The organism is Herbiconiux sp., assembly GCF_004297105.1.
Classification (GTDB): domain Bacteria; phylum Actinomycetota; class Actinomycetes; order Actinomycetales; family Microbacteriaceae; genus Herbiconiux.
Genome location: NZ_SCVE01000018.1, coordinates 110,159 through 130,197, shown reverse-complemented (window position 1 = coordinate 130,197; position 20,039 = coordinate 110,159). Strand labels below are relative to the sequence as shown.

Here is a 20,039-nt window from a genome sequence, read left to right as displayed (position 1 = left end):
CCACTCCTCGCGAGTCGCCAAAAAACGCCCTAAAACCTTCGGTTTAGGGCGTTTTTTGGCGACTCGCGAAGAGGGTCAGGCCTTCAGGTCGGCGTATTCGCCGACGCGGCCTGTGCGCATCACGCGCTCCAGGAGGAGGTCGAAGTTGCGGGCCATCTCCTGGGCTCCCTCGCCCGGCCAGACGTGGAGCGGCTTTGCGGCGCCCTGGGCCTGCTGGAGCGAGGTGCGCTCGGGGAGCTGGGGAGAGAGCACGAGCGGCCCGAACATGTCACGCAGCTCCTTGATGCGGAACTGGTGCTCGAGCGACTGCGACCGCACGCGGTTCACGATGATGCCGAGCGGCTGGAGGCGGGGGCTGAGACCACGACGGATCTCCTCGATCGCACGCAGCGCGCGGTCGGCGGCGGCGACGGAGAAGAGCCCGGGCTCGGTGACGACGGAGACGCGGTCGGATGCGGCCCACGCTGTTCGGGTGAGCGCATTCAGCGACGGAGCACAGTCGATGAGCACGAGGTCGTACTCGTTCTCGACCGTGGCGAGCGCCTCTTCGAGCTTCCAGATGTCGCGGATCGACGGGTGCGGCCCGTCGAAGTTCAGGGCCGAAGGCGATCCGATGAGCACATCGATCTTGCCGCCGCGGTCTTTCGTCCACCCCGAGGGCGCGATGGCGGCGCGAACCACCTTCTCCTTCGGAGAGGCCAGCACATCGGCCACGTTGAGGTGGCCGGCGACACGGATGTCCATGCCGGTCGACACATCGGACTGGGGGTCGAGATCGACCACGAGGGTGCGAAGACCCTTGGCGAACGCGGCGGAAGCGAGCCCGAGCGTCACTGTGGTCTTGCCCACACCCCCCTTGAGGGAAGAGACGCTGAGTACATGCACAATCGACAACGTTACCTTCACTAGGCTTAGAGAACCTAACTGTTCGCTGTGCGCGCATGCCACCGAAAGGTCTCGATGTTCACGAAGATTCTGGTTGCCAACCGTGGCGAGATTGCGATCAGGGCGTTCCGCGCCGCTGTGGAGCTGGGTGCGAAGACCGTTGCGGTGTTCCCCTACGAAGACCGCAACTCGATGCATCGGCTGAAAGCGGATGAGGCCTACCAGATCGGTGAGGTCGGCCATCCGGTTCGCGCGTACCTCGACGTGTCGGAGATCATCCGTGTCGCGTTGGAGAGTGGCGCCGACGCCATCTACCCGGGTTACGGGTTCCTGTCGGAGAATCCCGAGCTGGCGAAGGCCGCGGCGGAGAACGGCATCACGTTCATTGGGCCGGGTGAGCACGTGCTCGAAATGGCCGGCAACAAGGTCACGGCGAAGGAGCATGCGATCGCCGCCGGCGTGCCCGTTCTGAAGTCGACTCCTGCCACGCGCGACATCGAAGAGCTCATCGCCGGGGCCGCCGGGATCGGCTTCCCGGTCTTCGCCAAAGCGGTCGCGGGCGGCGGCGGGCGCGGGATGCGCCGGGTCGAGACGCCCGAAGAACTGCGCGGTGCGCTCGAGGCGGCCATGCGTGAGGCCGACAGCGCGTTCGGCGACCCGACCATGTTCCTGGAGCAGGCCGTGCTGCGGCCTCGGCACATCGAGGTGCAGATCCTGGCCGACAGCGCGGGGGAGACCTTCCACCTGTTCGAGCGCGACTGCTCCGTGCAGCGTCGCAACCAGAAGGTCGTGGAGATCGCCCCGGCCCCCAACATCTCCGATGAGCTGCGTGCCGCGTTGCACTCCGATGCCATCAAGTTCGCCAGGTCGATCGGCTACGTCAATGCGGGAACGGTCGAGTTCCTCGTCGACACGGTGGGCGACCGCGCGGGCCAGCACGTCTTCATCGAGATGAACCCGCGCATCCAGGTGGAGCACACGGTCACCGAGGAGGTGACGGATGTCGACCTCGTGCAGTCGCAGATGCTCATCGCGTCGGGCGTGACCTTCGCCGACCTGGGTCTGAAGCAGTCCGACATCGTGCTCCACGGCGCGGCGCTGCAGTGCCGCATCACCACGGAAGACCCGTCGGCGGGCTTCCGCCCCGACACGGGCAAGATCGCGGCGTACCGGTCGCCGGGCGGCGCGGGCGTGCGGCTCGACGGCGGCACCGTCGATGTGGGCGCGCAGATCTCGCCGCACTTCGACTCGATGCTGGCGAAGATGACCTGCCGTGGCCGCGACTTCCCGGCCGCCGTGCGTCGTGCCCGGCGCGCCCTGGCCGAGTTCCGCATCCGGGGCGTCTCCACGAACATCCCGTTCCTTCAGGGTGTGCTCGAAGACCCGTCGTTCGCGGCCGGTGACCTGAGCACGAGCTTCATCGAGGAGCGCCCTCAGCTGCTGAACGGGCACCAGTCGAAAGACCGTGGCACGAAGATCCTCAACTGGCTCTCGGACGTCACGGTCAACCAGCCCAACGGCGCCCGCGTCGGCTCGGTCGACCCCATCGACAAGCTGCCGGCAATCGATCTCTCCCACGAGGCGCCGGCGGGCTCCCGGCAGCGCCTGCTCGAGCTCGGCCCGGTCGGTTTCGCCGCGGCCCTCCGCGCGCAGACACCGCTCGCGGTCACCGAGACCACGATGCGCGATGCCCACCAGTCGCTCCTCGCCACCCGTGTGCGCACCCGTGATCTCGTCACGGTCGCACCCTACGTGGCCCGGATGACGCCCGAGCTGCTGAGCGTGGAGGCCTGGGGCGGTGCCACCTACGACGTGGCGCTGCGCTTCCTCGGCGAAGACCCGTGGGAGCGGCTCTCCGCGCTCCGCGAGGCGCTGCCGAACGTGGCCATCCAGATGCTGCTCCGCGGCCGCAACACCGTGGGCTACACGCCGTACCCCACGGAGGTGACGGATGCCTTCGTGCAGGAGGCCGCCGCATCCGGTATCGACATCTTCCGCATCTTCGACGCCCTCAACGACGTCGAGCAGATGCGCCCTGCCATCGAGTCGGTGCTGGCCACCGGCACCACGATCGCCGAGGTGGCCGTGTGCTACACCGGCGACCTGCTCGACCCCGCCGAAGACCTCTACACGCTCGACTACTACCTGAAGCTCGCCGAGCAGATCGTGGCGAGCGGCGCACACATCCTCGCCATCAAAGACATGGCGGGGCTGCTGCGGCCTGCGGCGGCGGCCAAGCTCGTGGCCGCGTTCCGGCAGGAGTTCGAGCTGCCGGTGCACGTGCACACGCACGACACCGCCGGGGGCCAGCTCGCGACGCTGCTCGCCGCGAGCGCGGCCGGAGCCGACGCGGTGGATGTGGCATCCGCTCCCATGTCGGGCACCACGAGCCAGCCCTCGCTCTCGGCCCTGGTGGCCGCCATGGCGCATACCGAGCGCGACACCGGCCTGTCTCTGGCCGCGGTGAGCGACCTCGAGCCCTATTGGGAGGCCGTGCGCCAGGTGTACCGGCCCTTCGAGTCGGGCCTGCCCGGCCCGACCGGCCGTGTCTACCGGCACGAGATCCCGGGCGGTCAGCTGTCGAACCTGCGCCAGCAGGCCATCGCCCTCGGCCTCGCCGACGACTTCGAACGCATCGAAGATCTCTACGCCGCCGCCAACCAGATCCTCGGGCGCATCCCCAAGGTCACTCCGTCGTCGAAGGTGGTGGGCGACCTCGCCCTGCATCTCGCGGCCGTGAAGGCCGACCCGGCCGACTTCGCCGAGAACCCGCAGAACTACGACATCCCCGACTCGGTGGTGGGCTTCATGGCCGGCGAGCTCGGTGAGCTGCCCGGCGGATGGCCCGAGCCGTTCCGCACCAAGGTGCTCGAGGGCAAAGACATCAAGATCGGCGTCACCCCCCTCACCGACGACGACCGCACGGCACTGGCGCGCAGCTCGCTCGACCGCCGTGCCGCGCTCAACCGTCTGCTGTTCCCCGCGCCCACCCGTCAGTTCGAGCAGCTGCGCGAACTGTTCGGCGACCTCTCGATGGTCGACACCGTCGACTACCTCTACGGGCTCCAGCCCGGTACCGAGCACGTGGTGGAGATCGACAAGGGCGTGCGCTTGTTCGTGGGTCTCGAGGCCATCGGCGAGGTCGACGAGAAGGGCGAGCGAACCGTCATGACCACGCTCAACGGCCAGCTGCGCCCGGTGAACGTGCGCGACCGCTCGGTGAAGGTCGAGACGAAGACGGCCGAGAAGGCGGATGCATCGAAACCAGGCCAGGTGGCGGCACCCTTCTCGGGTGTGGTGACGCTGAAGGTCGAGGTGGGAGCATCCGTCGCCGCCGGCCAGCCCGTCGCCACCATCGAGGCCATGAAGATGGAGGCGGCGATCACCACCCCCGTCGCCGGAACCGTGACCCGGCTCGCGATCCCCGCCACCCAGCAGGTCGAGGCCGGCGACCTGATCGTCGTGATCGAGCCGGGCGCGTGAACGCCGCCCGCACGCCCATCCGTGAGACACCAGAGAGTAGTTGAACCACCGCTGTGACCGTTCGTGAGATCCGCCTGTTCGGCGACCCCGTGCTGAAGACCGTGTCCGACCCGATCGGAGAGATCGACGAGCGCGTGCGGGGCCTCGTCGACGACCTCCTCGACAGCGTCAGGGTTCCGGGCAGGGCCGGGGTCGCCGCGTCGCAGATCGGGGTGAACCTCAGGGCCTTCAGCTACAACGTCGACGGCGTGGTGGGCTACATCATCAACCCCGTCATCGTCGAACTGTCGGGGGAGCCCGAGCTGATCGACGAGGGGTGCCTCTCGGTGCCCGATCTCTGGTTCAAGACCAGCCGGTATCCGTTCGCCCGAGCCACCGGCATCGACCTCGACGGCAATCCCGTCGAGGTGTCGGGCACGGGCGTGCTGGCGCAGGCGCTGCAGCACGAGACCGACCACCTCGACGGCCTGCTCTACCTCGACCGTCTCGACAAGCCCACCCGCCGCGAGGCCATGCGGCAGGTGCGCGAGTCCACCTGGTTCTGACCTCGTCGCGACTCGCCAAAAATCGGGCCATTCAGAACGAATAAGGCCGATTTTTGGCGAGTCGCCAGGAGGGTCAGTGCACCAGGGACTGGCCCTCGGTTGCCGGAGCGGCCGAGTAGAGGCCCTCGATCACGGGCGCGAAATCTTTCAGGATGACGTTGCGCTTGATGGAGAGCTTCGGTGTGAGGTGCCCTGAGGCCTCGGTGAAGTCGGTGGTGAGCACCACGAACTTGCGGATCGATTCGGCGCGCGACACGAGCGCGTTCGCGGCATCCACGGCCCGCTGGATCTCGGCCAGGACAGCCGGGTTCTCGGCCGCCTCGGCCACCGTGAGCGTCTCGGACTGGCCGTTGTTGGCGAGCCAGACCGGCAGCATCTCGGAGTCGAGCGTGATGAGGGCCGAGATGAAGGGCTTCTGGTCGCCCACCACCACGACCTGACCCACGAGCGGGTTCGACCGGATGGGGTCTTCGAGCGCTGCCGGAGCGACGTTCTTGCCCCCGGCCGTGACGATGATCTCCTTCTTGCGGCCCGTGATGGTGAGGAAGCCCTCGTCGTCGAGCTGGCCGATGTCGCCGGTGTGGAACCACTCGCCGTCCATCACCTCGGCGGTGGCCGCATCGTTCTGCCAGTAACCCGCGAACACGTTGATGCCGGAGACGAGGATCTCGCCGTCGGCCGCGATCTTGAGGCCCACTCCCGGCAGTGCAGGGCCGACCGTGCCGATCTTGAACTTGTCGGTGAGGTTGACCGTGGCGGGCGCCGTGGTCTCGGTGAGCCCGTAGCCCTCGAGGATGGTGATGCCGAGGCTGCGGTAGAAGTGGCCGAGCCGATGACCGAGCGGAGCAGAGCCCGACACGGCGTACTGAACGTTGCCCCCGAGGGCGGCGCGCAGTTTGGAGTAGACGAGCCGGTCGAACAGGGCGAACTTGAGGCGCAGCCCGAGCGGCACCTTGCCCGCATCCAGGGCCTCGGAGTGCTGCACCGCGACGGCGGCAGCACTCCGGAAGATCTTGCCCTTGCCGCCGGTCTCGGCCTTCTGCTCGGAGGAGTTGTAGACCTTCTCGAACACTCGCGGCACCGCCAGCAGGAAGGTGGGCTTGAATGAGCCGAGCGCCGGCAGGAGCTGCTTCGTGTCGGCCTGGTGGCCCACCTTGACACCGCCGTGCACACTCAGGATCGAGATGAACCGGGCGAACACGTGGGCGGTCGTGATGAAGAGCAGAGTGGATGCGCCGGGCTTCACGATGTCGCTCATCACGACGGCGGCGTTGCGCGAGAGCTCCACGAAATTGGAGTGCGTGAGGATGCAGCCCTTCGGCCGGCCCATGGTGCCCGAGGTGTAGATGAGTGTCGCGAGATCGGAGCCCTTGGCCAGCGAGCGGCGGCGCTCCACCTCCTCGTCGGACACCGCTCCACCGGCCGCAGCCAGCTTGTCGAGGTCGCCGAGGTCGACCTGCCACACGCGGGTGACGAGGGGGAGGTCGGCGTGCACCTCGTCGAAGCGCGCGAAGTGATCGGCGGTCTCGAGGATGACGGCGGTGGCGCCGGAGTCGCTCATGTTCCACTGCACCTGCGCAGGGGAGGAGGTCTCGTAGATCGGCACGAGAACGGCACCGGCGAACCAGGTGGCGAAGTCGATCAACGTCCACTCGTACCGGGTCTTGCACATGAGGCCGATCTTGTCGCCGGGCTCGATGCCCGATGCGATCAGGCCCTTCGCCACAGCCCTCACCTGCGTGAGGAACTCGGCGGCGGTCACATCCCGCCAGCCGTCGCCGTCGGGGACGGCGAACAGGGGATTGTCGGGGGTGAGTCTGACCCGCTCGATGAGCAGGTCGGTGGCGTTCGCCTCGGGGTCGGCTGTGACGACGGGAGGGACGAAATACTGGTCCACGGCAGCTCCTTCGGTACCGGTCGAGTGCATCTCCTCTACACTCTACTTGGTGCATCCGAGCCCTTCCTGGATGCGGTCATCCCCATCGAAAGGAACCACGTCGCATGCGGGCGATCGGTATCGACATCGGCGGAACGAAGATCGCCGGAGCCGTCGTCGACGAGCTCGGGCAGATCGTGGCCCACGACCGCCGCCCCACGTCGGCGTCGGAGCCCCAGGTGATCGAGGACACGGTCGTCGCGATGGTGCAGCACCTCTCGGCCGGCCAGGCCGAGCTCGGCGAGACCGTCGTCGCCGTCGGTGTGGCGGCCGCCGGCTTCATCGACGCCTCGCAGTCGATCGTCTACTACGCACCCAACATCAGCTGGCGCAACGAGCCCTTCCGCGAGAAGCTGCAGGAGCGGCTCGGTCTGCACATCGTGATCGAGAACGACGCCAACGCCGCCGGCTGGGCCGAGTTCCGCTTCGGCGCCGGCCGGCTCGTGAGCGACATGGTGATGCTCACCATCGGCACCGGTGTGGGCGGCGCCATCGTGAGCCGCGACACCCTCTTCCGCGGCGGCTTCGGCGCCGGCGCCGAGCTCGGCCACCTGCGCGTGGTGCCGAACGGATTGCCCTGCGGCTGCGGGGCACACGGATGCATCGAGCAGTACGGCTCGGGCCGCGCTCTGTTGCGCATCGCGAACGAGCTGGCGGATGCCGGCGGGATCGGGCAGGCGCTCGCATCCGTCCGGGCCCGCAACGGCCTCCTCACCGGCCTCGACGTGAGCGCCCTGGTGGAGATCGACGACCCGGGAGCCCTGGCCGCGTTGCGCACCCTCGGTTCGTCGCTCGGGCAGGCCGCCGCGAGCCTGGCCGCGGTGCTCGACCCGCAGCTCTTCGTGATCGGCGGGGGCGTCGCCCAGGCCGGCGACAAGCTGCTGGAGCCCATCCGTCTCGCTTTCCTCGAGACCCTTCCCGCCCGGGGCTACCATCCCGAACCCGAGTTCGCGATCGCCGAGCTCGTCAACGACGCGGGAGTGGTCGGCGCCGCCGATCTCGCCCGCCACTACGCCGAGACGATCTGAGCCGATGTTCTATTTCCTCGCGAAGTACCTGGTTGTGGCACCCGTTCTGAAGACCTTCTTCCGGCCGTGGGTGATCGGGCTCGAGAACATCCCCGCCACCGGTGGCGCGATCCTGGCATCGAACCATCTCTCGTTCAGCGACTCGGTGTTCCTGCCGGTGGTGGTCGACCGCCACGTCTCCTTCCTCGCCAAGAGCGAGTACTTCACGGGCAAGGGCATCAAGGGCTTCCTGTCGCGGCTGTTCTTCACCGCCTCGGGCCAGCTGCCCATCAACCGGGCGGGCGGCAAGGCCTCCGAGGCCTCGCTCAACACCGGTCTCGCGGTGCTCGCCCGCGGTGAACTGCTGGGCATCTACCCCGAGGGCACCCGCAGCCCCGATGCGAAGCTCTACCGCGGCCGCACCGGTGTGGCTCGGATGGTGCTCGAGGCCCACGTGCCGATCATCCCCGTGGCCATGATCGACACCGAGAAGGTGATGCCGATCGGAACCAAGATCCCCAAGATCCGGAGGATTGGCATCATCATCGGGGAGCCACTAGATTTCTCTAGGTTCGAGGGGCTTGAATCCGACCGATTCATCCTTCGCTCCGTGACCGACGAGATCATGTACGAGCTCCACCGCCTGGGCGGTCAGGAATACGCCGACGTGTATGCGACTTCGGTCAAGGAGAAGCGCGTGAGAGTCACGCGGCCGGCAGCGCCGGCGCCATCCAAATAGATACGGGAAACGACCAGTGGTAGATCCAACAGAGCTCATCGTCGAAGCGGATGAATCGGTGATCGCGGGTCTCGACTATTGGCGCACCCTCCCGGTGAAGCAGCAGCCGTCGTGGCCCGATCAGAACGCGGTCGAGGCCGTGTCGCGCGAGATCGGCACCCTGCCTCCGCTCGTGTTCGCGGGCGAGGTCGACAACCTGCGCTCCCGGCTCGCCTCCGCCGCCCGCGGTGAGGCGTTCCTGCTCCAGGGCGGCGACTGCGCCGAGACCTTCGCCGGTGCCACGGCCGACCAGATCCGCGACCGGGTCAAGACCATCCTGCAGATGGCCGTGGTGCTCACGTACGGCGCCTCGATGCCTGTCATCAAGATGGGCCGCATGGCCGGCCAGTTCGCCAAGCCCCGCTCGAGCGACACGGAGACCCGCGATGGGGTCACGCTGCCCGCCTACCGCGGCGACATCGTGAACGGCTACGACTTCACGCCGGAGTCGCGCACCGCGAATCCGCAGCGGCTGCTCGACGGATACCACATGGCGGCGTCGACGCTGAACCTCATCCGTGCATTCACGCAGGGCGGCTTCGCCGATCTGCGTCAGGTGCACACCTGGAACAAGGGCTTCACCTCGAACCCGGCCAACGTGCGCTACGAGCAGCTCGCGGGCGAGATCGACCGCGCGGTGAAGTTCATGGTGGCGTGCGGGGCCGACTTCGAGGCCCTCAAGCGCACCGAGTTCTACGTGAGCCACGAGGCGCTGCTGTTCGACTACGAGCGCCCCATGACCCGCATCGACTCGCGCACCGGCACGCCGTACAACACGTCGAGCCACTTCGTGTGGATCGGGGAGCGCACGCGCGACCTCGACGGCGGTCACGTCGACTTCCTGTCCCGGGTGCGCAACCCGATCGGCGTGAAGCTCGGCCCGACCACCACCGCCGACGACATGCTGCGGCTCATCGACAAGCTCGATCCGAACCGGGAGCCCGGCCGCCTCACCTTCATCACACGGATGGGCGCGGGCAAGGTGCGCGACGCCCTTCCGCCCCTGCTCGAGGCGATCAAGGCATCGGACGCACTGCCCCTGTGGGTCACCGACCCCATGCACGGCAACGGGCTCACGACGCCGAACGGCTACAAGACCCGTCGTTTCGACGACGTGGTCGACGAGGTCAAGGGCTTCTTCGAGGCGCACCGGGCTGCGGGAACGCACCCGGGCGGAATCCACGTGGAGCTCACCGGCGACGACGTCACCGAGTGCCTCGGCGGATCGGAGCACATCGACGAGGACACCCTCGCCACCCGCTACGAATCCCTCTGCGACCCCCGCCTCAACCACATGCAGTCCCTGGAGCTCGCGTTCCTGGTCGCAGAGGAACTGAAGCGCTAGGAGCAGCCGCGCAACTAGAGAAATAGAGAGGACCGAGGTCGTATACGGCCTCGGTCCTCTCTATTTGCGTAGTTACACGGCCGCGTGAACGAAAACCGGGGCCGTATCGCTTTGGTAGACACCAACTAGAACACAGAGAAGCTGACGACCAGCTTCGAGCCCTTCGGCACGCTCGCGCCCCCCGCCGGGTCGGTGGCACTCACCTTGAAGGTGTCGGGGAAGGCATCGGCGACCGCGTTGTACTGGAGGTCGAAGCCGAGGTCGACGAGGAGCGGCTTCGCCTCGCTCCAGGACATGCCATTGAGATTGCCGGGCACCGTGACGGGCTCGGGGCCGCGCGAGACGTTGAGAGTGATGCTGTCGCCGGGGCGCACCGGGTCGGTGGTCGTGATCGCCTGGTAGACCTCGCCGGCGGGGATCTCATCGTTGAAGTCCTGTGAACCGTCGACCCCCACGAGGCCGACCTCGCCGAGAGCCGCCATCGCATCGTCCGGGGACTGCCCCACGACATTCGGAACCGCACCGAGCGACACCACGAGGGTGATCGGCCGCTGCTCGGGATAGGTCGCACCGATCGCGGCGCCGTCGGCGCCGAGCGCCGCGATCACCACGCCGCTCTCGACGTCGGAGTCGAACTGGCGTGCCACGGGGTCGGCGAGCGTGAATCCGGCGGCCTGGATGGCTGCCGTGGCGTCGGCCTCGGAGGTACCGGCGAGGCCGGGCACGGGAAGCATGGCCGGGCCCGCCGAGACCACGAGGGTGATGCTGGAGCCCTGCCCGACGGGGGTGCCCCCCGCGGGGTCGGTTGAGATCACGACTCCGGCGGGAACGGTGGGGTCGGTCTGCTGGGTCTGGGTGTGCAGCAGCGACAGGGCGTCGAGGGAGGCCTCCGCCTCGGCGACGGGCTTGCCGGCGAGGTCGGCAGGAACCGTCACCGACGCTCCCGGGCCGGCGGCGAAGTACCACGCACTGACACCCAGTCCGGCGGCCACCACGAGGATGATCGCGAGGATCCAGGCACCGCGCTTTCGGCGTGAGCCGGCCTTGCGCGCCAGGGCGTCGCCCGGCCGGGTCGGGATGTCGCCCGCATCCGCCCCCTGGTCGTGAGCGGCGATGGAGGTGCCGTAGACCGTGGTGGCGGGAGTGACCGAACTGACGACCGTGGTGGAACCGGTGCGTCTGCGTGCCTCGAGCACCTGCGTCTGGGCCTGGTCGAGGTCGGCGTCGAACGTGTCGGGCAGCACGACGGTGCGACCGGTGGCGGCCTGCGCGCGGCGGGTTCCGGCGATCTCGTACTCCGCGACGCGGAGCCGCTCGAGCATCTCGCGTGCGTCGCTCGGCCGCTCGTCGGGCTCTTTCCTGGTGGCCCACAGCACGAGGTCGTCGAGCTGCTCGGGCACCGCCGGGCTCGCATCGCTCGGCGTGGGCATCTGGTCGTTGGCGTGCTGGAACGCGATGGCCATCGGCTGGTCGCCCACGTAGGGCTGGGCGCCGACGAGCATCTCGTACATCATGATGCCGGCCGCGTAGATGTCGCTGCGGGCATCCGCGGTTCCCCGGGTGAGGAGTTCGGGGGAGAGGTAGGCGATGGTGCCGAGCAATGCCTGGCCTGTCGCCGTGTTGGCCGAGACGGCGCGGGCGAGACCGAAGTCGCTGATCTTGATGCGGCCGTCGTCGGCGAGGAGGACGTTCTCCGGCTTCAGGTCGCGGTGCACGATGCCGGCTTTGTGGGCGGCCGCGAGGCCTCCCAGCACGGCGTCCATCACATCGACGGTCTGCTCGGTGGTGAGCTGCCCGCGCTCCTTCAGGAGGTCGCGCAACGTCATGCCGGGGAGGTACTCCATGACCAGATAGGCCATGTCGCTGTCCTGCCCCTGGTCGAAGACGTTCACGACGTTCGGATGCGCCAGCCGGGCCGCCGAACGGGCCTCCTGCACGAAGCGCTCTTTGAAGACGGCGTCGTCGGCCAGGTGACCGTGCATGATCTTGATGGCCACCTGGCGCTCGAGGCGCAGATCGGTGGCGAGATAGACCGTGGCCATGCCGCCACGCGCGATCCGCGACCGCACGTCATAGCGGCCGTCGATGAGACGTCCGATCATGGGGTCGGGCGGGGCGCTGGTCACGCCATCGAGTCTAGAGAGCGGCATATCCAGTTCCCCGCATAGACACTGGGTGATCCGGCATCCGCGGGGGAACTTAATGCTTTCGTGACGCAACCGGATTGACCGGGGGTGCGGAATGCGTGGCAATCTGTACTCGTGACTGATCTGCCCGCCACCGAGTGGCTGACCGTTCCCGACCTCGTCGACCTGCTCGGGCTCACGCCCAGCCGCGTGCGACGCCTGATCGAAGACCGCCACCTCGTGGCCGTGCGCCGCGATGGAGTGGTGTCGGTGCCTTCGAGCTTCATCCGTGAGGGCGAGCCGCTCACGGAGCTGCGCGGCACCATCATCGTGCTCGCCGACAACCGCTTCAGCGACGACGAGATCATGGAATGGCTCCTCGAGCCCAACGACCTCCTCGACACCTCGCCGATCGAGGCCCTCCGCGCCGGCCGCAAGGCCGAGGTGCGGCGCATCGCGCAGGCGCTCTGAGGCTGCCGCCGGCTGAGCCGCAGGCGCAGCGCAGCCGTCTGCGCAGGTGCGGGACGGGACTCAGCTCTCGCGCTGCGTGATCCTCCGCGCCAACGACGCGAGTTCGGCGCGCGCCGTGTCGCCGAGGGATGCCCGCTCCAGCTCCCCGAGCGCCGCCTTCAGCCGTTCCGCGATCATGGTCTCGATCTCCAGCACGGCACCCGTCTCGCGCATGGTCTGCTGCAGCATGCGGATCTGGGCGTCGTCGAGGTCGGGGTCGCCGAGCAGTTCGTCGAAGAGGCGGCGTGACGGCGGGTCGAGGCGTGCCCGGGTGAGAGCGACGAGCGCGGTGCGCTTGCCCTCGCGCAGATCGTCTCCCGAGGGTTTGCCGGTGCGCTCCGCATCGCCGAAGACGCCGAGCAGGTCGTCGCGCAGCTGGAACGCGATGCCGAGGGGGAGGCCGAAGCGTCGCAGGCTGTCGAGTTGCGCGGTCGATGCGCCTCGCAACGACGCACCGATCACGAGCGGCGCCTCGACGCTGTACTTCGCCGACTTGTAGACGATGACGCGCAACGCCCTGTCCAGCGATTCGTCGAGGCCGACGGTGGGCCACGCGCGCTCCTCCATGAGGTCGAGGTACTGGCCGAGCGTCACCTCGGTGCGCATGAGGTCGACGGCCGCCCGGGTGGCGAGGTGCGTCTCGAGCGACGGTGCACCGAGCACGGCGTGTGCGATGAGCTCGTCGCTCCAGGCGAGCAGGAGGTCGCCGAGCAGGATGGCGCTGCCTTCGCCGAAGGTGCGGCCGGGGCCGCGCCAGCCTTCGCCCTGGTGCAGCGACTCGAAGCGGCGGTGCACCGACGGCATTCCGCGGCGGGTGTCGGAGTTGTCGATGATGTCGTCGTGAACGAGCGCGGCGGCGTGGAAGATCTCGAGCCCGGCGCACAGATCGACCAGAACATCGAGGTCGTTCTCGCTCGGAACGGCGGATGCGGTGTTGGCGGGGGAGACCGCCCGCCATCCCCAGTAGCAGAACTGGGCGCGGAACCTCTTGCCACCGCTGAGAAGATCCCGGGAGTACTGCGTGAACGGAGCGAGCTCAGGCGCGATACGTTCGACAATGGAGTCACGAGACACGAGGAATTCGTTGATTCGTGAGTCGACCAGATTGACTAGGCGCGGGCTTTCCATCACTCGCCTAGCCTAGCCAGACTGCGCGCACTACAATCAGCACTACCACGCGTCGGTCCCGAGCCTGAGGTGAAATAGGATGCCGCTTTCGGAGCAAGAACAGAGACTCCTCGATGAGATGGAGCGCAGTCTCTACCACAACGATGCCGATTTCGTGTCGGCGGTCAGTGGCGGCAGAGGCCGATTGAATTACGGGGCCCTCGTGCTCGGCATTCTCGTCGGCATTCTGGGCCTGGGTGTGGTGATCGCGGGTGTCGTCTTCCACCAGCCGATCATCGGCATCGTGGGCTTCATCGCCATGTTCGCGGGCGTGCTCCTGGCTCTGCGTCGTTCGAAGCGCTCCGCGAGCGCCACGGCCATGCCGGGTGCCGCTCCGGCATCCGCTCCCCGCAGTGGTGCGGCCAAGTCGGGCTTCATGGACCGCTTGAACGACCGCTGGGAACGACGCGACGACGATCGGGACGAGTAGCTCCACTTCCCTCCCCACGAATGAGACCGGCCTTCGGGCCGGTCTTTTTTTGTGCCCGAAAGTAGGACGCGGAGTGGGAGATCCCTCCATTTCCCTCCACCCTTGAGATCCCTGAAATCACGCGGATATTTCCCGCCCAAAACACCATCAAAGCGCGAATGTCGTTGATTGGTGGTGCAAAGTGGAGTAAAGTGGAGCTTGCCCACGATTCTGGCCGAAGAGTAAGGGGGGAGGTCGTGTTCCTTGGCACCTATGCCCCCAAGCTCGACGAGAAAGGGCGCATCATCCTCCCCGCCAAGTTCCGCGACGAACTCGCCGGCGGTGTGGTCATGACCCGCGGCCAGGAGAACTGCATCTACGTCTTCTCGACGCGCGAGTTCGAAGACCTGCACGAGAAGATCCGCCAGGCCCCCGTCACGAGCAAGCAGGCTCGCGACTACCTCCGCGTGTTCCTCTCCGGTGCCAGCGCCGAGACCCCCGACAAGCAGCACCGCGTCACGGTTCCCGCCCCGTTGCGCAGCTACGCCCACCTCGACCGCGATCTCGTGGTGATCGGGGCGGGCAGCCGCGCCGAGATCTGGGATGCCGAGGCCTGGAACACCTACCTCGCCGCGCAAGAGGCCGCCTTCTCCGAGACCGACGAGGAGGTGATCCCCGGGCTCTTCTGAGTCGCCGCCCCTGACTCCCAGCCGTTCATCGCCCTGGCGCACTTCCCCGGTGCCAGGTCGGAATGGATGGGGATCAGGGGTTACGAACCAGAAACCGGATGCTCATGGCCGACACCCACGACAGCTCCCGCTTCTCCGACATCCACACCTCGGTGCTCCTCGAGCGCACGATCGACCTGCTCGGTCCGGCCCTCGGCCACCCGGGCGCCATCCTCGTCGACTGCACCCTCGGTCTCGGCGGTCACTCCGAGGCCTTCCTCGAGGCGTTCCCCGAACTGCACCTCGTGGGTCTCGACCGCGACCCCAAAGCTCTCCGCCTCGCGGGGGAGCGGCTCGAGCGCTTCTCCTCCCGCATCGACCTGGTGCACTGCGTCTACGACGAGATCGACGAGGCCCTGGAGGGTCTCGGCATCGAGGGTGTCGACGGCATCCTCTTCGATCTCGGCGTCTCGTCGATGCAGCTCGACGAGGTGGAGCGCGGCTTCTCCTACTCGAAGGATGCCCCGCTCGACATGCGCATGGACGACACGGCGTCGTTCACGGCGGCCGAGATCGTCGCGAACTACTCCGAGGCCGATCTGCGCCGCATCTTCCGCGACTACGGCGAGGAGAAACTCGCCGACCGCTACGCCCGGTTCATCGTGGCCGCCCGCGCCGAGGGGCCGATCCTGCGCTCCGGCCAGCTGGTCGACATCATCCAGGCCGCCACCCCGGCGAAGTTCTCGAACTCGGGGCATCCGGCCAAGCGGGTCTTCCAGGCCCTGCGCATCGAGGTCAACGCCGAGCTCTCCGTTCTCGAGCGTGCACTGCCCAAGGCCATCGAAGCCCTCGTGGTGGGCGGCCGCATCGTGGTTCTCGCCTTCCAGTCGCTCGAAGACCGCATCGTGAAGCGCGAGCTGCAGAAGCGCTCGGTCTCCACCGCCCCGGCCGGCCTCCCGGTCGAGCTGCCCGAGCACCGGCCCGAACTGAAGCTGCTGGTGCGCGGTGCCGAGCTCGCCGACGACGCCGAACGCGCCCGTAACCCCCGTGCCATCCCCGTGCGCCTCCGTGCTGCCGAGAAGATCAGGAGCATCGCATGACGAACACCGCCGGAGCCACCATGGCGCGCCCACGAATGAGCCTCGGCCGCACCGGCTCGGCCCAGCCCGACTTCGATCTGCCCGACTACGACCTGCCGGGTGAACGCCTCGGCGACGGTCTGCCCGCGCTCACCCCGCGCATCGAGATCGTTCCGAGCCGCACCCAGAAGCGCCAGCGGCCCAAGATCGCCTACGCGGCCGTCGTGGTGGCCGGGGTGCTGGCCATCGTGGTGACGCAGCTCATGCTCTCCATCGGCCTCTCCGACGGCGCCTACGAGATCTCGTCGCTGCAGCAGCAGCAGAAAGAACTCGACCGGTCGAACCAGGTGCTCACCGAGCAGTTCGACAAGCTCTCCTCCCCGCAGAACCTCGCGGCCAGCGCCGAGTCGCTCGGCATGGTGGCCAACAGCGCTCCGGTGTACCTGCGGCTCTCGGATGGCGCGGTGCTGGGCTCACCGGTGGCGGCCAGCGGAACGGCAACCCTCACGGGCGGTCAGGCCCTCATTCCCAACTCCCTGCTCGCCGCTCCGATGGCCGCGTCGGCGGCCGAGGCGGCAGCGGCTGCGCAAGCCCCGAGCGCGCCTCCCGCGACTCAGCAGTCGACCGACGTACCGTGGCAGGGTGCACTTCCCTCACCGATCACGCAGTAGCGCCGTGCGAATCACCGTTTCCCCGGAGCCGTTCCTGTGACCGCCGTCGCCAGCCGGTCGACGAAGCGTCGCGCCGCGGTCGCCGTCTTCGCGGTGGTGGCCATCGTGGCCGTCTTCGTGGTGCGACTCATCACCATCCAGATCGTGCAGGCCGACGAGTTGAACGCCGCGTCGTTCGACAAGTTCTCCGCCCAGACGAGCACCTACGGTCTCCGCGGCGACATCGTCGACAACGACGGCACCGTGCTCGCCACCTCGGTGCTGCGCTACGACGTCACGGCCTCGCCGCTCTCGGTCGCCGCCTTCGATCGCACCGCGGCCGACGGCACGGTGAGCACGGTGACGCCCGATCAGGCGGCTGCCGAGATCGGTGCCATCACAGGCCAGACCGCAGACCAGGTGCTCGGCATCCTCACCGCCGACCCCACGTCGAACTTCGCCTACGTCATCCGCAACATCGACGTCGATGCGTTCCGCTCCATCCGCGACCTCCAGATCCCGTGGCTCTACTACTCCTCCGAGCCGCAGCGCACCTATCCGAACGGAGCGGTGGCCGGCAGCGTCGTGGGCTTCGTGGGCTCGGACGGCTCGGCCCAGGCCGGTGTCGAGCAGCTGGAGAACGAGTGCCTGGCCGGCAGCGACGGTCTCGAGACCTACCAGCGCGGCGCCGACGGCGTCGCCATCCCCGGCACCACAGAGACCGCGGTGCAGGCCGTGCAGGGGGGTACCGCGGTGCTCACCCTGGACAGCGACCTGCAGTGGTTCGCCCAGCAGACTCTCGCGGCACGCGTGCAGGAGGTGGGCGGCGCCTGGGGAACCGTCGTGGTGCAGGAGGTGAAGACGGGCAAGCTGCTCGCCGTGGCCGACTACCCGAGCGTCGACCCCAACAACGTCGACGCCACCCCCGCCGAAGACCGCGGCTCGATCGCGTTCCAGGCACCGTTCGAGCCCGGCTCCACCTTCAAGGCGCTCACGGCCGCATCCGTTCTGGATGCAGGGCTCGCGAACGTGGGGACGCAGGTCGAAGCGCCCTACATCTTCACCGACCCGAACGGTGCCTCGACGCGCGACAGCGAGTTCCACACCGACCCGCTGCGGCTGACGTTCGCCGGCGTCATCCAGGAGTCGTCGAACACCGGTACGGCCATGCTCGGCGAGCTGCTGAGCTCGGAGCAGCGCTACGACTACATGGAGAAGTTCCACATGACCACCCCGAGTGAGGTGGGCTTCCCCGCCGAGTCGGGCGGCATCCTCGCCCCGTGGGACCAGTGGGACGACCAGACCAACCTCACCACCACGTTCGGCCAGGGCGTGTCGACCACCGCCATCCAGATCGCCAGCCTCTACCAGACCCTCGGCAACGGCGGCGTGCGGCTCCCGGTGCAGCTCGTCGAGGGCTGTCGCCAGGCCGACGGCACCATGACCGACGTTCCGGATACGACGGGCCAGCAGGTCGTGTCGGCCCAGGCCGCGAACGACACGGTCAACATGCTCGAGACCGTGGTCACCGGCGGTTACGCCAAAGCCGACCTGCAGATCCCGGGCTACCGGGTGGCCGCGAAGACCGGTACCGCGCAGATGAGCGACGGCTCGGGTGCCTACGGCGACAGCTACATCACGTCGCTCGCCGGCCTCGCTCCGGCCGACGATCCGCAGTACGTCGTTTCGGTCACCATCGCGAAGCCCGTTACCATTGAGTCGGCTCTTGCTGCGGCGCCGGTCTTCCAGAAGGTCATGTCGCAGGTTCTCAAAGAGAACCGGGTGCTGCCGTCAACGGAACCCGCACCCGACTTGCCGACGACGTACTGAGTACGCACGTGATCACGAAGGAGACCAGTGGCTGATCGGGGCTCTTCGGCTCTACGACCCGAGCATCCGATCTCTCGGTCGCTGCCGCATCTGGTCGAGGACTTCGGTTTCGAGCACCGCGGCGCGCCTGTGGCCGACGTGGTGAGCGGAATCACGATCTCGTCGAAAGACGTTCACCCGGGCGACCTCTACGTGGGGCTCAAGGGCGTGCGCTTCCACGGCGCCTCGTTCGCCGAGGCCGCCAGGGAGGCCGGCGCGGTCGCGATCCTCACCGACGACGAGGGTGCCGAGATCGCTGCCGACAGCGGGCTGCCCATCATCGTCACACCCGAACCGCGGCTCGCCCTCGGCGAGCTCGCCGCGTGGATCTACCGCACCCGGGAAGACCCGCCCACCCTCTTCGGCGTCACCGGCACGAACGGCAAGACGAGTGTGGCCTATCTGCTCGAGGCCATCCTGCGCCAGCTCGGCATCACCGCCGGTCTGAGCACCACGGCCGAGCGCCGCATCGGCGACGAGACCATCGTGTCGAAGCTGACCACCCCCGAGGCCACCGAGATCCACGCGATGCTGGCCCGCATGCGCGAGGCCGATGTGCGCTCGGTCGTGCTCGAGGTCTCCGCCCAGGCCATCACCCAGCACCGGGTCGACGGCATCGTGTTCGACGTGGTGGGCTTCACCAACCTCTCGCACGACCACCTCGACGACTACGGGGTGATGGAGGCCTATTTCGAGGCTAAGAGCGAGCTCTTCCAGCCCGATCGCGCCAAGCGCGGCGTGGTGATCGTCGACGGCGACTGGGGTTCCCGGCTCGTGGCGCAGTCCCGCATCCCGCTCACCACCATCTCCACGACGGCCTCCACCGAGGCCGACGCCGAATGGGTCCTCACGGTCGACGAGGAGACGGTCGACCGCACCTACTTCACCCTCCGCGGCCCCGATCACCGTGAGTTCTCCACCTCGGTTCCCCTCCTCGGCAGCTACATGGCCGCCAATGCTGCGCTCGCCATCGTGATGCTCGTGGAGTCGGGCTTCGATCTCGAGGCCATCGCGCACGCGCTCAACGAGCCGCGCGACGACGAGAACGACGCCGACTACGATCCCGACCGCGTGCCGGGCATCGACGTGTACATCCCGGGCCGCGCCGAGAAGATCTCGGGCGACGAGGGCCCCATCGTCTACATCGACTACGGCCACAGCCCCGATGCCTTCGTCTCCACCCTCGAGTCGATCCGCCGCGTCACCGACGGCCGCATCATCATGGTGTTCGGTGCCGACGGAGACCGCGACCCCTCGAAGCGCGAGGACATGGGCGCCATCGCCGCCCGGCTCTCGGATGCCGTGGTGATCACCGACTTCCACCCGCGGTACGAAGACCCCGCGGCCATCCGCTCGGTGCTGCTCAAGGCGGCCCGCGAGGCCGTTCCGGAGCGAGAGCTCCACGAGGTGCCCGATCCGCGGGCCGCCTTCCGCGCCGCACTCGACATCGCGGGCGAGAACGACGTCATCCTCTACGCCGGCCCCGGCCACGAGGACTACCACGAGGTCGCGGGGGAGCGGATCCCTTACTCCGCCCGCGACGATGCGCGCAATGCGCTCCACGAACACGGATGGCTCTGAA

Annotated in this window: 16 protein-coding genes; 12 read left to right on the top strand and 4 right to left on the bottom strand. The window is 68.0% G+C overall.

From position 1 onward, the window contains the following. Positions 1–75: 75 nt before the first annotated feature. The gene (locus tag EPO52_RS14210; protein WP_290807636.1) at positions 76–885 is read right to left on the bottom strand and encodes a ParA family protein; all 810 of its coding nucleotides are present in this window, start codon (positions 883–885) and stop codon (positions 76–78) included. A 75-nt stretch (positions 886–960) separates the two neighbouring features. Here EPO52_RS14210 and EPO52_RS14205 point away from each other — a divergent pair, with 75 nt between their 5' ends. Both EPO52_RS14205 and EPO52_RS14200 read left to right on the top strand, forming a co-directional pair. Then, positions 961–4,368: a pyruvate carboxylase gene (locus tag EPO52_RS14205; protein ID WP_290807634.1), complete on the top strand. Its 3,408-nt coding sequence runs from the start codon at positions 961–963 to the stop codon at positions 4,366–4,368. Between the two features lie 53 nt (positions 4,369–4,421). Then, on the top strand, positions 4,422–4,913 hold the full coding sequence (locus EPO52_RS14200) for a peptide deformylase (protein WP_290807632.1): 492 nt from the start codon (positions 4,422–4,424) through the stop codon (positions 4,911–4,913). Positions 4,914–4,986: 73 nt separating this feature from the next. Here the strand turns inward: EPO52_RS14200 and EPO52_RS14195 are convergent, their stop codons facing one another. Further along, on the bottom strand, positions 4,987–6,810 hold the full coding sequence (locus tag EPO52_RS14195) for a long-chain fatty acid--CoA ligase (RefSeq protein ID WP_290807630.1): 1,824 nt from the start codon (positions 6,808–6,810) through the stop codon (positions 4,987–4,989). Between the two features lie 104 nt (positions 6,811–6,914). Here EPO52_RS14195 and EPO52_RS14190 point away from each other — a divergent pair, with 104 nt between their 5' ends. The 3 genes from EPO52_RS14190 to EPO52_RS14180 are packed head-to-tail and all read left to right on the top strand — an operon-like array spanning position 6,915 to position 9,979. Further along, a complete protein-coding gene (locus EPO52_RS14190) occupies positions 6,915–7,877 on the top strand; it encodes an ROK family glucokinase (protein WP_290807628.1) in 963 nt (320 codons plus the stop codon). 4 nt (positions 7,878–7,881) lie between these two features. Continuing rightward, complete coding sequence (locus tag EPO52_RS14185; protein WP_290807626.1) at positions 7,882–8,595, top strand: lysophospholipid acyltransferase family protein; 714 nt, start codon at positions 7,882–7,884, stop codon at positions 8,593–8,595. Positions 8,596–8,653: 58 nt separating this feature from the next. Further along, entirely contained in the window at positions 8,654–9,979 is a 1,326-nt protein-coding gene (locus EPO52_RS14180) for a class II 3-deoxy-7-phosphoheptulonate synthase (protein ID WP_290808261.1), read from the top strand. Between the two features lie 125 nt (positions 9,980–10,104). Here EPO52_RS14180 and pknB read toward each other — a convergent pair whose 3' ends face one another. Next, positions 10,105–12,105 carry a Stk1 family PASTA domain-containing Ser/Thr kinase gene (gene pknB / locus EPO52_RS14175; RefSeq protein WP_290807624.1) on the bottom strand — a complete coding sequence of 667 codons (2,001 nt, stop codon included), beginning with the start codon at positions 12,103–12,105 and terminating at the stop codon, positions 10,105–10,107. 135 nt (positions 12,106–12,240) lie between these two features. Between pknB and EPO52_RS14170 the strand changes: the two genes are divergently transcribed. Continuing rightward, positions 12,241–12,576 (top strand): Rv2175c family DNA-binding protein, encoded by a 336-nt coding sequence (locus EPO52_RS14170; RefSeq protein ID WP_290807622.1) that lies wholly within the window; start codon positions 12,241–12,243, stop codon positions 12,574–12,576. Between the two features lie 60 nt (positions 12,577–12,636). On the opposite strand, the gene EPO52_RS14165 is transcribed toward EPO52_RS14170, so the two are convergent. After that, positions 12,637–13,689, bottom strand: coding sequence for a polyprenyl synthetase family protein (locus tag EPO52_RS14165; RefSeq protein WP_290807620.1), 1,053 nt, complete (start codon positions 13,687–13,689; stop codon positions 12,637–12,639). A gap of 133 nt (positions 13,690–13,822) precedes the next feature. Here EPO52_RS14165 and EPO52_RS14160 point away from each other — a divergent pair, with 133 nt between their 5' ends. The 6 genes from EPO52_RS14160 (at position 13,823) to EPO52_RS14135 (ending at position 20,038) form a co-directional block, all read left to right on the top strand. Beyond that, positions 13,823–14,212, top strand: a complete 390-nt coding sequence (locus EPO52_RS14160; protein ID WP_290807619.1) for a DUF3040 domain-containing protein — start codon at positions 13,823–13,825, stop codon at positions 14,210–14,212. Positions 14,213–14,448: 236 nt separating this feature from the next. Then, positions 14,449–14,880: a division/cell wall cluster transcriptional repressor MraZ gene (mraZ, locus tag EPO52_RS14155; protein WP_290807616.1), complete on the top strand. Its 432-nt coding sequence runs from the start codon at positions 14,449–14,451 to the stop codon at positions 14,878–14,880. A 104-nt stretch (positions 14,881–14,984) separates the two neighbouring features. Next, the gene (rsmH, locus tag EPO52_RS14150; protein ID WP_290807614.1) at positions 14,985–15,959 is read left to right on the top strand and encodes a 16S rRNA (cytosine(1402)-N(4))-methyltransferase RsmH; all 975 of its coding nucleotides are present in this window, start codon (positions 14,985–14,987) and stop codon (positions 15,957–15,959) included. Beyond that, positions 15,956–16,609: a hypothetical protein gene (locus tag EPO52_RS14145; RefSeq protein WP_290807612.1), complete on the top strand. Its 654-nt coding sequence runs from the start codon at positions 15,956–15,958 to the stop codon at positions 16,607–16,609. The genes rsmH and EPO52_RS14145 overlap by 4 nt, the downstream gene beginning before the upstream one ends. 36 nt (positions 16,610–16,645) lie before the next feature. Continuing rightward, a complete protein-coding gene (locus tag EPO52_RS14140; protein ID WP_290807610.1) occupies positions 16,646–18,418 on the top strand; it encodes a penicillin-binding protein 2 in 1,773 nt (590 codons plus the stop codon). A 27-nt stretch (positions 18,419–18,445) separates the two neighbouring features. After that, positions 18,446–20,038: a UDP-N-acetylmuramoyl-L-alanyl-D-glutamate--2,6-diaminopimelate ligase gene (locus EPO52_RS14135; protein ID WP_290807609.1), complete on the top strand. Its 1,593-nt coding sequence runs from the start codon at positions 18,446–18,448 to the stop codon at positions 20,036–20,038. Position 20,039 lies beyond the last annotated feature (1 nt).

Coding starts and splice junctions, on each gene's coding strand:
- EPO52_RS14205 (WP_290807634.1), top strand. CDS start 961: ATGTTCACGAAGATTCTGGTTGCCAACCGTGGCGAGATTGCGATCAGG.
- EPO52_RS14190 (WP_290807628.1), top strand. CDS start 6,915: ATGCGGGCGATCGGTATCGACATCGGCGGAACGAAGATCGCCGGAGCC.
- EPO52_RS14185 (WP_290807626.1), top strand. CDS start 7,882: ATGTTCTATTTCCTCGCGAAGTACCTGGTTGTGGCACCCGTTCTGAAG.
- EPO52_RS14160 (WP_290807619.1), top strand. CDS start 13,823: ATGCCGCTTTCGGAGCAAGAACAGAGACTCCTCGATGAGATGGAGCGC.
- rsmH (WP_290807614.1), top strand. CDS start 14,985: ATGGCCGACACCCACGACAGCTCCCGCTTCTCCGACATCCACACCTCG.
- EPO52_RS14145 (WP_290807612.1), top strand. CDS start 15,956: ATGACGAACACCGCCGGAGCCACCATGGCGCGCCCACGAATGAGCCTC.